General features: G+C 73.8%; 12 protein-coding genes and 1 pseudogene. 10 read left to right on the forward strand and 3 right to left on the reverse strand.

What is annotated here, in order from left to right:
• Window positions 1-136 precede the first annotated feature (136 nt).
• Window positions 137-1,240, forward strand: coding sequence for a DUF418 domain-containing protein (locus C3486_RS01245; RefSeq protein ID WP_258052521.1), 1,104 nt, complete (start codon window positions 137-139; stop codon window positions 1,238-1,240).
• 29 nt (window positions 1,241-1,269) lie between these two features.
• Here C3486_RS01245 and C3486_RS01250 read toward each other — a convergent pair whose 3' ends face one another.
• The 3 genes from C3486_RS01250 to C3486_RS01260 are packed head-to-tail and all read right to left on the reverse strand — an operon-like array spanning window position 1,270 to window position 3,329.
• Entirely contained in the window at window positions 1,270-1,659 is a 390-nt protein-coding gene (locus C3486_RS01250) for a BlaI/MecI/CopY family transcriptional regulator (protein WP_103830624.1), read from the reverse strand.
• 9 nt (window positions 1,660-1,668) lie between these two features.
• Window positions 1,669-2,895, reverse strand: a complete 1,227-nt coding sequence (locus tag C3486_RS01255; protein WP_103830625.1) for a glycosyltransferase family 4 protein — start codon at window positions 2,893-2,895, stop codon at window positions 1,669-1,671.
• The gene (locus C3486_RS01260; RefSeq protein WP_103830626.1) at window positions 2,892-3,329 is read right to left on the reverse strand and encodes a hypothetical protein; all 438 of its coding nucleotides are present in this window, start codon (window positions 3,327-3,329) and stop codon (window positions 2,892-2,894) included. Before C3486_RS01260 ends, C3486_RS01255 begins: the two co-directional genes overlap by 4 nt.
• Before the next feature lie 247 nt (window positions 3,330-3,576).
• Between C3486_RS01260 and C3486_RS01265 the strand changes: the two genes are divergently transcribed.
• The 9 genes and pseudogenes from C3486_RS01265 (at window position 3,577) to C3486_RS01300 (ending at window position 12,252) form a co-directional block, all read left to right on the forward strand.
• Window positions 3,577-4,077: an Lrp/AsnC family transcriptional regulator gene (locus C3486_RS01265; RefSeq protein ID WP_103830627.1), complete on the forward strand. Its 501-nt coding sequence runs from the start codon at window positions 3,577-3,579 to the stop codon at window positions 4,075-4,077.
• 311 nt (window positions 4,078-4,388) lie between these two features.
• On the forward strand, window positions 4,389-5,237 hold the full coding sequence (gene ddaH, locus C3486_RS01270; protein WP_103830736.1) for a dimethylargininase: 849 nt from the start codon (window positions 4,389-4,391) through the stop codon (window positions 5,235-5,237).
• On the forward strand, window positions 5,234-6,496 hold the full coding sequence (gene rocD / locus C3486_RS01275; RefSeq protein WP_103830628.1) for an ornithine--oxo-acid transaminase: 1,263 nt from the start codon (window positions 5,234-5,236) through the stop codon (window positions 6,494-6,496). The genes ddaH and rocD overlap by 4 nt, the downstream gene beginning before the upstream one ends.
• A 78-nt stretch (window positions 6,497-6,574) precedes the next feature.
• Complete coding sequence (gene argJ / locus C3486_RS01280) at window positions 6,575-7,774, forward strand: bifunctional glutamate N-acetyltransferase/amino-acid acetyltransferase ArgJ (protein ID WP_103830629.1); 1,200 nt, start codon at window positions 6,575-6,577, stop codon at window positions 7,772-7,774.
• Window positions 7,775-7,878: 104 nt separating this feature from the next.
• Window positions 7,879-8,976, forward strand: a complete 1,098-nt coding sequence (locus C3486_RS01285) for an exo-alpha-sialidase (protein ID WP_181138400.1) — start codon at window positions 7,879-7,881, stop codon at window positions 8,974-8,976.
• A gap of 171 nt (window positions 8,977-9,147) precedes the next feature.
• Window positions 9,148-9,825 carry a uracil-DNA glycosylase gene (locus C3486_RS01290; protein ID WP_103830631.1) on the forward strand — a complete coding sequence of 226 codons (678 nt, stop codon included), beginning with the start codon at window positions 9,148-9,150 and terminating at the stop codon, window positions 9,823-9,825.
• A 71-nt stretch (window positions 9,826-9,896) separates the two neighbouring features.
• Window positions 9,897-10,007 (forward strand): annotated as a pseudogene (locus C3486_RS37795) (DUF2510 domain-containing protein); the annotation flags it as partial.
• Between the two features lie 240 nt (window positions 10,008-10,247).
• Window positions 10,248-11,072, forward strand: coding sequence for an LURP-one-related/scramblase family protein (locus C3486_RS01295; RefSeq protein WP_258052531.1), 825 nt, complete (start codon window positions 10,248-10,250; stop codon window positions 11,070-11,072).
• Window positions 11,065-12,252: an N-acetylglucosamine kinase gene (locus C3486_RS01300; RefSeq protein WP_103830633.1), complete on the forward strand. Its 1,188-nt coding sequence runs from the start codon at window positions 11,065-11,067 to the stop codon at window positions 12,250-12,252. Before C3486_RS01295 ends, C3486_RS01300 begins: the two co-directional genes overlap by 8 nt.
• The last annotated feature ends 68 nt before the right edge of the window (window positions 12,253-12,320 follow it).

Raw genomic sequence — 12,320 nt, forward strand, 5'->3', positions numbered from 1 at the left:
CGCAACCGCCGCACCCGACCGCCCGTCACCACCGGCCGCCGGGCCGGGAACCACCGCCGGCCCGGCAACCGCCGCCGGCCCGGCAACCGCCCGGCTGATCGGCGTCGACCTCGCCCGTGGCCTCGCGGTACTGGGCATGTTCGCGGCCCACGTGGGTCCCGACCCCTCGGACGGCGGCCCGGTGGGCTTCCTCATGGAGCTCACGCGCGGCCGCTCCTCCGCCCTCTTCGCGGTGCTCGCCGGCTTCTCGATCGTGCTCATCACGGGCCGGCCCGTGCCCCGCACGGGACGCGCGGGCCGGCAGGCCATGGTGCGGGTCCTGGTCCGGGCCGCGGTCCTGCTGCCCCTCGGGACGGCGCTGACCGCGCTGGACACCTCGATCGACGTGATCCTCGCCTACTACGCGGTGGCGTTCGTCGTGGCGCTCCCCCTGTACCGGCTCCGCGCCGGCGCCCTCGCGACGATCGCCACCGCCACCGCGCTGGTCTTCCCCCAGGACCTGTTCCTGCTCAAGGTCTGGATCGCCGGGAGCGGCTGGGCCGGCGCCGTGAACGCGCACGACCCGCTGCGCGCGGTCAACGGCTCCGACGGGGTGATGGACCTGCTGTTCACCGGCTCCTATCCGGTGCTGACGTGGATACCGTTCCTGCTCGCCGGCATGGCGGTGGCCCGGCTGGACCTCTCACGCGCCGTGGTGCGGGTGCGGCTCGCGTACACGGGCGCGGCACTGGCGGTGGCCGGGTACGGCGGCTCCTGGCTGGCCCTGCACCTGGTCCCGAACGCGTACGCCGCCGTCGCCGCCGGCTCGGACGGCGACTCCCCCGGCTCGGCCTGGTGGTCCGACACGGTCGGCGACCCCACGCACCTCTTCCGGTCCTGGCTGCTGGTGGCCGCGCCGCACAGCGAGACGACGCCGTCGATCGTGGGCAACACCGGGGTGGCCCTCCTGGTGGTGGCCGGGTGCCTCATCGCGCTGGACCGGCTGCCGGTGCTGCGGCGGGTGGCCGCGCCGGTCGTCGCGGTCGGCTCGATGTCCCTGTCGGCGTACGTGCTGCACATCGTGGCCATCTGGGCGCTGGACACCGACGACATGTCCGACGCGAGCGAGCCGCTGGTGCTGCTGTGCTTCGCCGCGGGCGTGATGCTGCTGGCCGTCGGCTGGCTGCGGCTGTTCCGGCGCGGGCCGCTGGAGCAGGTGCTGCACCGGGTGACCAGCCGGGCGGCGCGCTTCGTACGGTGAGCCGCGGCGGCCGGGGCGTGCCCGCGGGCTCAGCGGCCCCCGCCGTCCGCCGTCAGGAATCCGCGCAGCGCGGCCGCCTGTTCCGCGCTGAGGCCGGTGGCGAAGCGTTCCAGTGCCGCGATCGGGTCGGGCCCCTTGTCCAGGGCCTGGTGCATCATCTCGGCGGTCAGCTCGGCGGCGTCCTTGGCCGGCCGGTAGGCGCCGCGCCGGCCGCCGGCGTCCCGTACGACCAGGGCCTTGTCGTGCAGCCGCTTCAGGATCGTGTGGACGGTGTTGTACGCGAGGCCGCCGCCGATCCCGGCCTGCACCTCCGAGGGGGTCAGCGGCTCCCCGGTCGCCCAGAGGACGGCGAGGACCTCGCTCTCCAGCGTCCCGGCGCCGCGTCGTTCCCCTCTGCCACGCGGGCTGCTCGCTGCCATGGGGGCACCCTACTGTCCGTGGGGCGCAGCCGCACCGGACGGCCGGCTCCCGTTCCCCGCGGCCGTCAGCCGCTTGTCCTTGGCCGCGAGCAGCTCCGCCAGCAGCTGCTCCCACCGGGCGCGGATGCGGTCGGGGGCGTAGCGCCGGGCCGACTCCGCCGCGTGCCCGCCGAGCTTCCTGCGCAGCGCTTCGTCCTGGACGAGGCGGGTGAGCGCCGCGGTCATGCCCTCGACGTCGCCGGGCGGCACGAGCAGGCCGTCGTGTCCGTCGGTGATGATCTCGCGCGGGCCGTGCGGGCAGTCGAAGCTCACGGGCGGGACGCCGTGGCTCATCGCCTCGGCGAGCACCATGCCGAACCCTTCGCGCCGGGAGGCGAGCGCGAAGACGGCGGCCTTGGCCAGTTCCCGGTCGAACTCCTGCGTGGCGCCCATCAGATAGACGTGGTTGTAGAGGTGGCGGTCGTGGATGAGCTTGCGCAGCCGGTCGTGTTCGGGGCCCGCGCCGTAGATGCGCAGCTGCCATTCGGGGTGTGCCTGCGCCACGGGTTCGAAGGCCTTGATGAGCTTGCCGAACTGCTTGCCCTTGACCAGCCGGCCGGCGGAGACGATCAGGGGCCGGTCGAGGGTGGAGAGCCGCGGGGTGCCCTGTTCGGAGAGCGGGTTGGGGACGCAGACGACGCGGACCCCGCCGTTGCCGAGCCGCTGCCGGTAGGCGTCCTCGTCGGCCGCGGTCAGTACGGTCACCGCGTCCAGCCGCCGGTACCAGCGGTCGATCTCGCGGGCCAGTTCCGGCTTGTGGTGGGAGTAGTGCAGGTGTTCCTGGCCGACGCGGACGACGGACGGCGGCGTGAAGCGCGCGGAGAGGAGGTTGAGCGCGGGCCGGGTGGTGATCAGTACGCCGTCGCGCAGGGAGCGCAGGTACCGCACGAGGCGTCGGTCGGTGAGGCGGTCGAAGCGGTCGTACCGGACCTCGGCCTCGGGGACGAGCCGGCTGGGGCGGTCCTGCCGCCAGTACGCCAGCGGGTGCGTCCAGCGGGACGGCGGGGCCGTGCCGTCGACCAGCGGGCGCAGCCGGACGCCGGGGTGCAGCGGGAAGCGGGGTTCGGCGCGGTGCCGGCGGACGCTCACGACCTCGACGTCGTGGCTGGCGGCGGCGAGCGCGTTGGCCTGGTTGACGACGGTGCGGACGGTGCCGCCGACCGCGTAGGCGTTGAGGAGCAGGAAGCGGATGGTCATCGGCCGCCTCCCCGGTCGCAGGCGATCGAGAGGTTGTCCTGGACGGTGTAGTACGGCTCGAACTCCCGGCCGGCGGCGCGCTGGGCGGGGTAGGTGAAGATCTTCTTCTTGCCGCGGACGTCGTCCAGGTGCCGGCCCAGCCGGAGGGTGCCGTCGTGGCCGTCGGGGGCGAGGTACAGGTCCCAGACCCGCTCGCCGTCCGGTGTGGCGGCGGCCAGTTCGGCCAGCGGGACGGCGGCCTCGAAGCGGGTGTCCCGGCCCTCGGCCGGCAGCCGCAGTTCCGTGTCCTCGGCGCCGCGCAGCCGGACGACCAGGGTGCCGGTCCCCGAGGGCGCGCCCACGGCGTGGCCGATGACCCGGATGCGGCCGTCGCGGGGCCAGACCTCGGCCACTTCGGCGTGCGCGGGGCCGGTCCGCTCCCGCTGGTCGTGCATGACGCGCTCCTTCCGCAGCTGATCCGGCAACCTGCAGGGCCACGGGCGGTGACCCTACAACGTGTAGGGCCGCGTGGGCGGGAGGCGCGGCTCGGGCCCTCCGGGTGCCCCCTCCCGGCCGTACGACGCCTGCGGTGCGCGGTGATCCGTGCGACACCCGCCGCCGGGCCGCGCCTGCGGCGCCCGCGGTACGCGCGGTCCATAGGATCCGTACGGCCCGACCCCTGCGACGGAGGAACCGCCCGCCATGGCCCACGCACCCGGCCCGATCGACGAGTTGGACCGCAAGATCATCGCGGCCCTGACCGCGAACGCCAGGACCAGCTTCGCCGAGATCGGCACGGCCATCGGCCTGTCGGCCACCGCCGTCAAACGCCGGGTGGACCGGATGCGCGAGACCGGCGTGATCACCGGGTTCACCGCCACGGTCCGGCCCTCCGCGCTCGGCTGGCGCACCGAGGCGTACATCGAGGTCTACTGCGACGGCGCGGCCCCGCCCCGCCGGATCGCCGAGGTGGTACGCAAGCACCCGGAGATCACCGCCGCCATGACGGTCTCCGGCGGCGCCGACGCGCTGCTGCACGTCCGGGCGACCGACGTGGGCCACTTCGAGGAGGTGCTGGAACGCATCCGCACGGAGTCCTTCATCCGCAAGACGATCAGTTACATGGTCCTCTCGCACCTCATCCCGGACAGTCCGGAGGCCGGCGCCGGCTCCTCCGCCGTACAGGGCTACGACCCCTCGTAACCCGGCCCTTCCGTCCGCCCGGACTTCCCCATCCGCACCTCGTGGCACGTCCGGAGCAGCGGCGCAGCAACCCTGCGCGGAAGGGCGTTTCTGCGCACGTTCGCTGCGCCGGTACGCAGCGTTCCGGCCTTGTCCGGCACGACGGGGGCTTCCTACCGTTGAGGCATCCCCAGCGTCACGTGCCGGTGACCGCCCGTCACCGGCGGGACGCCCACTGCCCGCTGCCGGAAACGGAGGACCCCGCCGTGCCCGAACCCGCGTCCGCACTCGTGCGCGAGACCGTGCCCGCCGAGCCACTGGCCGCCGGGGCCATGGCCGTCGAGACCGCGGCCGACGAGACCGTCGTCGTCCGCCCGCCCCGCGTGCCGCGCCCCCGGCGCTACCTGGTCTGCGAGCCCCGGTACTTCGACGTCCGGTACGCCATCAATCCCTGGATGCGCGAGGACGTACCGGTCGACACCGCCCTGGCCCGGCGCCAGTGGGCGGCGCTGGTGCAGGCGTACCGCGACCACGGCCACACGGTCGAGACCGTGGAGCCGGTTCCCGGCCTGCCGGACATGGTGTTCGCGGCGAACGCGGCGCTGGTCGTGGGCGGACGCGTCTTCGGCTCCCGCTTCCTGGCCCCGGAGCGGCGTCCGGAGTCGGCCGCGTACGAGGCGTGGTTCCGGGCGAACGGCTTCGACGTGCGGGCGCCGGAGTCGGTGTGCGAGGGTGAGGGCGACCTCGTACCGGTCGGGGGCTACGTCCTGGCCGGGACGGGCTTCCGTACGACACGGGAAACGCACCGGGAGGTGCAGGAGTTCCTGGGTGTGCCGACCATCGGCCTGCAGTTGGTGGACCCGTACTTCTACCACCTCGACACCGCCCTCTTCGCGCTCGACGACACCAACATCGCGTACTACCCGGAGGCCTTCTCGCCCGGCAGCCAGGAGGTGCTGCGGCGGCTGTTCCCGGAGGCGGTGACCGCCACCCGGGACGACGCCATGGCGTTCGGCCTGAACTCCGTCTCCGACGGCTGCCACGTCTTCGTCGCCCCGCAGGCCGAGGGGCTCGTCGCACAGCTCTCCCGCCACGGTTACGTCCCCGTCCCCGTCGACCTGTCGGAGTTCCACAAGGCCGGCGGCGGCATCAAGTGCTGCACCCAGGAGGTCCGTCCATGACCGCGCCCACCCGTCTCCCCTCCGCGTCCGCCGCGCCGGAGGCCGCTTCGCAGGCGCCCCGCTCGTCGGCGGAGCTGATCCGTGCGGAGGCCCCCGTCCTCGCGCACAACTACCACCCGCTGCCGGTGGTCGTGGCGCGCGCCGAGGGCGTCTGGGTCGAGGACGTCGAGGGCCGCCGGTACCTCGACATGCTGGCCGGGTACTCGGCACTGAACTTCGGCCACCGGCACCCGGCGCTCATCGAGGCCGCGCACCGCCAGCTCGACCAGGTCACGCTCACCTCGCGCGCCTTCCACAGCGACCGGCTGGCCGGCTTCGCGGAGGAGCTGGCGGCGCTGACCGGCCTGGACATGGTCCTGCCGATGAACACCGGCGCCGAGGCCGTGGAGAGCGGCATCAAGGTCGCCCGCAAGTGGGCGTACGACGTCAAGGGCGTCGCCCCCGACCGGGCCACGATCGTGGTCGCCGCCGACAACTTCCACGGCCGCACCACCACGCTCGTCAGCTTCTCCACCGACCCCACCGCACGCGCCGGTTACGGCCCCTACACGCCGGGCTTCCGGATCGTCCCGTACAACGACCTCGCGGCCCTCGAAGCGGCCGTGGACGAGACCACGGCGGCCGTGCTGATCGAGCCCATCCAGGGCGAGGCCGGCGTGATCATCCCGGACGACGGCTACCTGACCGGCGTCCGGGAGCTGACCCGGCGGGCCGGCTGCCTGTTCATCGCCGACGAGATCCAGTCCGGGCTGGGCCGTACGGGCCGCACGCTGGCCGTCGAGCACGAGGGCGTCGTCCCCGACGTCCTGCTGCTCGGCAAGGCGCTCGGCGGCGGCATCGTCCCGGTCTCCGCCGTGGTCGCGCGGCGCGAGGTGCTGGAGGTGCTGCACCCGGGCGAGCACGGCTCCACGTTCGGCGGGAACCCGCTGGCCGCCGCGGTCGGTTCGGCCGTCATCGGCCTGCTGGCCACCGGCGAGTACCAGCGCCGGGCGGCCGAGCTGGGCGAGGTGCTGCGTACCGGGCTCGACGGCCTGGCCGGCAAGGGGGTCACCGGCTACCGGGCGCGCGGCCTGTGGGCGGGCGTGGACATCGACCCCGCGCTCGGCACGGGCCGCGAGATCAGCGAGCGCCTCCTGCACGAAGGCGTCCTGGTCAAGGACACGCACGGCTCCACGATCCGGCTCGCGCCGCCGCTCACGATCACGGCGGAGGAACTGACGTCGGCGGTGGAGGCACTGGGTCGCGTCCTCAGCAAGTAACCCGTACCGCATACCCATTCACCCTCTGACAACAAAATAGATGGACAGCGGGCCGACTCGTCCGCAACTCTATTCTGCATGTCACATATTGATGCAGCGACAGACAGGGGTACGGACGAGCTCGGCTGGCCCGCAGGCTTCCGCGCGTACACCGGGAACGGCGGCCTGCGGGCGCACGGGGACGACATCTCGATCGTGGTCTCGGAGCGGCCGTCCGTCAGCGCCGCGATGTTCACCCGCAGCCGTTTCGCGGGCCCCGCGGTGGTACTGAGCCGGGCGCACGCCGCCGGTGGGCGCCTGCGCGCCGTCACCACCCTGGCGCAGAACGCCAACGTGGCCACCGGCCGGCAGGGGGAGGAGAACGCGGCCGAGGTCGTCGGCCGGGTCGCCGCGATCCTGGGCGTCCCGGCCGAGGCCGTCCTCATCGGCTCCACGGGGGTGATCGGACGGCCGCTCCCGATGGCCGCGATCCGCGCGCACCTGGAGGCGACGGCGGAGCGCGGCACGGCGGCCTTCGCCGCGGGCCCCGTCGACGTGGCACGCGCGATGATGACCACCGACACCCGGCCCAAGACCAGCGCCAGGACCGTGGGCAACGCCCGTGTCGTCGGCGTCGCCAAGGGCGTCGGCATGCTGGAGCCGAACATGGCGACGATGCTGGCCTACCTCTTCACCGACGCGGAGCTGTCCGCGGCCGAGCTGGACGGTGCGCTCCGGGGCGCGGTGGAGCGGACCTTCAACTGCCTGAGCGTGGACACCGACACCTCCACCTCCGACACCGTGGCCGCGCTCGCCAACGGGGCGGCCGGACCGGTGGACCTCGGGGCGTTCTCGGCGGCGCTCGCCGAGGTGTGCCTGGACCTCACCGAGCAGCTGGCGAGCGACGGCGAGGGCGCGACCAAGCTGCTGCGCGTCACGGTCGGACAGGCCGCGGACTACGCGCAGGCCAAGCGGGTCGCCAAGAGCGTGGTGAACTCACCGCTGGTCAAGACGGCGGTGCACGGCGCCGACCCGAACTGGGGCCGGGTCGTCATGGCCATCGGCAAGAACACCGAGGACACCGACATCGATCCGGCGAAGGTGACCGTCCGGTTCGGCGGGACCGAGGTGTACCCGGCGGAGCCCGCGGCCGAGACTCTGGCGAAGCTCGCGGAGACGATGCGGCAGGACGAGGTCGACATCACGGTCGGGCTCGGCATCGGTGACGCCGCCGCCACGGTATACGGCTGCGACCTGACCGAGGGGTACATCCGCGTCAACGCCGACTACACGACCTGAGACACCCGGTCTGAGCTGGGCGGACGTGCTACCGAGGGCCGTTGTCAGTGGTCGGGTGCAGACTGAGCCGTACCTGGAACAACGGCGTTCGGAGGTGCAGTGACATGACCGGTGGCACGCAGGATGTCCTTCTCGCGGTGGGGACGCGCAAAGGACTGTTCATCGGCCGGCGACGGCGGGGCACGTGGGAGCTGAGCGGGCCCCATTTCCCCGCCCAGGCGGTCTACTCGATCGGAATCGACACCCGCCGGGCCACGCCGCGGCTGCTGGCCGGCGCGGACAGCGCGCACTGGGGCCCGTCGGTGTTCCACTCCGACGACCTCGGCGGGACCTGGGTGGAGCCGAAGCGCCCGGCCGTGAAGTATCCGGAGTACACCAACAGTTCGCTGGAGCGGGTGTGGCAGCTCCAGCCGGCGGGCCCGGCCGCGCCCGACGTGGTCTACGCCGGCACGGAGCCGGGCGCGCTGTTCCGGTCCGAGGACGGCGGCGAGTCGTTCGAGCTGGTGCGGTCCCTGTGGGAGCACCCCTCGCACGACAAGTGGGTGCCGGGCGGCGGCGGGCTCGCGGTGCACACGGTGATCACCGACCCGCGCACCGCCGATGCCGTGACGGTGGCCGTGTCGACGGCCGGGGTGTTCCGCACCCGGGACGGCGGCGCGAGCTGGTCCCCGGCCAACAAGGGCGTGAAGGCGGTCTTCCTGCCGGACCCGGACCCGGAATTCGGCCAGTGCGTCCACAAGATCGCACCGGACGCCGTCGACCGGGACCGCCTCTACCTGCAGAACCACTGGGGTGTGTACCGCAGCGACGACGCGGGCGGCACGTGGACGGACATCGGGTCCGGGCTGCCCTCGGACTTCGGCTTCGCGGTCGCGGCCCACCCGCGGCGCGGCGACGTGGCGTACGTCTTCCCCATCACCGCCGACATGGACCGGGTGCCGGCCGACCATCGCTGCCGGGTCTTCCGCACGTCCGACGCGGGCGGCAGCTGGGAGGCGCTGAGCGACGGACTGCCGCAGGAGGACCACTACGGCACGGTGCTGCGCGACGGGCTGTGCGTGGACGACGCGGACCCGGCGGGGGTGTACTTCGGCAACCGCAACGGCGAGGTGTACGCCAGCGCGGACGACGGCGACAGCTGGCAGCAGCTCGCCGCCCACCTGCCGGACGTGCTGTGCGTACGGGCGGCGGTGGTGGCCTAGGGAGCAGGCGTGAGGAGGGACCCGCTTCGCAGTGGGCGGGGCGGGGGCCGGGGCGGGCCCGATCATCGCGTGACCGGGGATGGCGTGTTTCGGGCGAGGCGGCTACGGAAGTGACCGGGGGAAGGGGGCACAGGTTGATACGGACCACGGGGCGGCCAGTAGGGTGACGCCGTGGCTGCACGACCTCTCCATGAAATCGTCGAACCGGGCTGGGCCAAGGCACTTGAGCCCGTCGCCGGACGGATCGCCGCGATGGGCGACTTCCTGCGGGCCGAGATCGCCGCGGGACGTACGTACCTTCCGGCCGGCAGCAACGTGCTGCGCGCCTTCCAACAGCCCTTCGACGACGTGCGGGTGCTCATCGTCGGGCAGGACCCCTACCCCACTCCGGGACACGCCGTCGGGCTGAGCTTCTCGGTGGCGCCGGAGGTACGGCCGCTCCCGGGCAGCCTGGAGAACATCTTCCGCGAGATGCACTCCGACCTCGGGCACCCGCGGCCGTCCAACGGCGACCTCACACCGTGGACCCGGCAGGGCGTGCTCCTGCTGAACCGCGCCCTGACGACCGCGCCGCGCAAGCCCGCGGCCCACCGCGGCAAGGGCTGGGAAGAGGTCACGGAGCAGGCGATCCGCGCGCTGGCCGCGCGCGGACGGCCGCTGGTGGCCGTCCTGTGGGGGCGGGACGCGCGCAATCTGCGCCCGCTCCTGGGACAGGTGCCGTCGGTGGAGTCGGCGCATCCCTCGCCCATGTCGGCGGACCGGGGGTTCTTCGGCTCGCGGCCGTTCAGCCGGGTCAACGACCTGCTGGTCCGGCAGGGCGCTGAGCCGGTCGCCTGGCAGCTGCCCTGATCCGGAAGCCGGCGGCCGCCCTGACCAGGTGGCCTGGCGGCCGCCCTGACCTGGAGGGATAGTGTGCCCGCATGACCACGAACACGAACGTCCCCGCGGGCTGGTACGCCGACCCGCAGGGCACGCCTGACCAACTGCGCTGGTGGGACGGCGCCCGGTGGACCGAACACACCCACGCGGGCAGCCAGGGCCAGGGCCAGTCCCGCCAGGGCCAGGCACAGCACCAGCAGGGACAGCAGGGCCGGGCCGCGAGCCAGCAGGGGCAGGCCCCGGGCCAGCAGGGGCAGGCCGGTCAGGGCGGCCAGGGGCAGCCGCAGGCGGCGGGCCCGCGGCCCGGTGCTCAGCCGGGCGCCCAGCCGGGACCGCAGCCAGGTGCTCACCCCGGTGGCCCGCACCCCGGTGGTCAGCCCGGCCCGCAACCGATGCCGCAGGCGCAGCCGTACGCGCAGGGCGCTCCCCAGCAGCCGTACGCGCAGCAGCAGCCGTACCCCCAGCAGCCGCAGCCGCAGATGGGGCAGCAGCAGCCGGGCGGTCAGCCCATGCCGCAGGGGTACGGCTATCCGCAGCAGGGCCCCGGCGGCGACCCGGCGCGCGTGCAGCGCCAGGTGCAGCAGCAGGCGGGCGTCGCGCCGGCCGGTCCGGGCGGCGGTTCGCTGTTCACCGAGCCGGTGCTGGTGGTGAACCAGAAGGCCAAGCTGATCGAGATGACGAACGAGTACAGCGTCTTCGACCAGCACGGCAACACCATCGGCTCGGTCGTCCAGGTCGGCCAGAGCACGGCCAAGAAGGTGCTGCGCCTGGTCTCCAGCCTCGACCAGTACATGACGCACAAGCTGGAGATCCGCGACGCGTACGGGCAGCCGCAGCTGGTGCTGACCCGGCCGGCGAAGTTCATCAAGTCCAAGGTGCTGGTGGAGCGCCCGGACGGGCAGCCGGTCGGCGAGATCGTGCAGCAGAACGCCATCGGCAAGATCAACTTCGCCCTGGTGGTCAACGGCCAGCAGGTCGGCGCGATCAAGGCGGAGAACTGGCGGGCCTGGAACTTCGCCATCGTCGACCACGCCGACCAGGAGATCGCCCGGATCACCAAGACCTGGGAGGGCCTGGCCAAGACGATGTTCACCACCGCGGACAACTACGTCCTGCAGATCCACCAGCAGCTGCCCGACCCGCTGCTGAGCCTGGTGGTCGCGACGGCGCTGACCGTCGACACCGCCCTCAAGCAGGACGCCCGCGGCTTTGGGTGAGCCCAGCGCGCCGGGACTGGTGCTCGGGGTCGATTCCGGCGGCTCGGGCCTGCGGATCGCGGTCGCCCCGGCGACGGAGGAGCCCCCGGTACGCGGATCGGGGTCCTCGGTACGTGAAACGCAGGCCGCGGGACGTGACTCGGGGCTCTCGGCACGTGACGCGGGGCCCTCGGCACACCGGGCGGGGCCGCCGCCGGTACGCCGCCTCGGGACAGTGGTCCTCCCGGAGCCGGTCCGTACGGGCCCCGGCGGCATCGACGCCGGGGATCTCCTCGCCCGCGTCCTCCCGGCCGCCGAAGCGCTGCTGCGCGAGGCCGGAGCGGCGAGTACGCCCGCCGAGGGACGAGGGACCCGCGAGGCAGCCGACGCATCCGGGACGCATGGGGCCGACGGCGCCGGGCGTTGCGTCGCGGTGTGCGTGGGCGCGGCCGGCATGGCCACGCTCGGCGACGACCTGCGCGCAACGCTGCCGGCCGCGCTGTCCCGCGCGCTCGGCACGCCCCGGCTCGCGCTCGCGGCCGACGCGGTCACCGCGTACGCGGGCGCGCTCGGCCAGCGTCCGGGCGCCGTGGTCGCGGCCGGCACCGGCATGATCGCGATGGGTACCGACCTCACCGCGGCGACCGGCTGGCGGCGCGCCGACGGCTGGGGCCACCTGCTCGGCGACTGCGGCAGCGGGGCCTGGATCGGCCGCGCCGGGCTGGAGGCGGCGATGCGCGCGCACGACGGCAGGCCCGGTGGTTCGGCGGCGCTGCTGGCCCGCGCCGAGGCGGTGTTCGGGCCGGTCACGGGCCTGCCCGGCAAGCTCTACCCGCGTGCCGACCGGCCCGCGGTGCTGGCCTCCTTCGCGCCGGAGGTGGCGCGCTGTGCTGCCGAGGACAAGTTCGCCGCCGCGATCCTGGACGAGGCGGCCCATCACATCGCCGACGCGGCGGCAGCGGTCTGCCCGGCGGCCGGCGCGGTCGCCGACCCTGCGGTCGCCTGTACGGGCGGTCTGTTCAAGATGGGTGAACCGCTGCTGGAGCCACTGCGGGCCGCGCTCGCGGTACGGCTGCCCGGCGTACGGCTCACCGCGGCGGCCGGTGACCCGCTGGACGGCGCGCTGCTCATCGCGTCGGCCCTGGCGCGGAACGCGCTGCGGCTGCCCACGGACGACCGCCTCCTCCACGTCGTCGAGTGAGGCAGCCTGGCCGACGGCATCGGCACAGGACCACGACGGGCACGACAGGCACGACGGGCACGGCCGTA

Source organism: Streptomyces sp. Ru73, from assembly GCF_002920575.1.
Taxonomy (GTDB): Bacteria; Actinomycetota; Actinomycetes; order Streptomycetales; family Streptomycetaceae; genus Streptomyces.

Excerpts from the sequence above, each read along its gene's own strand:
- C3486_RS01260 (WP_103830626.1), bottom strand. The coding sequence starts at position 3,329 with ATGCACGACCAGCGGGAGCGGACCGGCCCCGCGCACGCCGAAGTGGCC.
- C3486_RS01265 (WP_103830627.1), top strand. The coding sequence starts at position 3,577 with ATGGCCCACGCACCCGGCCCGATCGACGAGTTGGACCGCAAGATCATC.
- ddaH (WP_103830736.1), top strand. The coding sequence starts at position 4,389 with ATGGCCGTCGAGACCGCGGCCGACGAGACCGTCGTCGTCCGCCCGCCC.
- C3486_RS01250 (WP_103830624.1), bottom strand. The coding sequence starts at position 1,659 with ATGGCAGCGAGCAGCCCGCGTGGCAGAGGGGAACGACGCGGCGCCGGG.
- C3486_RS01285 (WP_181138400.1), top strand. The coding sequence starts at position 7,879 with ATGACCGGTGGCACGCAGGATGTCCTTCTCGCGGTGGGGACGCGCAAA.
- C3486_RS01295 (WP_258052531.1), top strand. The coding sequence starts at position 10,248 with ATGCCGCAGGCGCAGCCGTACGCGCAGGGCGCTCCCCAGCAGCCGTAC.
- C3486_RS01245 (WP_258052521.1), top strand. The coding sequence starts at position 137 with ATGTTCGCGGCCCACGTGGGTCCCGACCCCTCGGACGGCGGCCCGGTG.
- C3486_RS01255 (WP_103830625.1), bottom strand. The coding sequence starts at position 2,895 with ATGACCATCCGCTTCCTGCTCCTCAACGCCTACGCGGTCGGCGGCACC.
- rocD (WP_103830628.1), top strand. The coding sequence starts at position 5,234 with ATGACCGCGCCCACCCGTCTCCCCTCCGCGTCCGCCGCGCCGGAGGCC.
- argJ (WP_103830629.1), top strand. The coding sequence starts at position 6,575 with ATGTCACATATTGATGCAGCGACAGACAGGGGTACGGACGAGCTCGGC.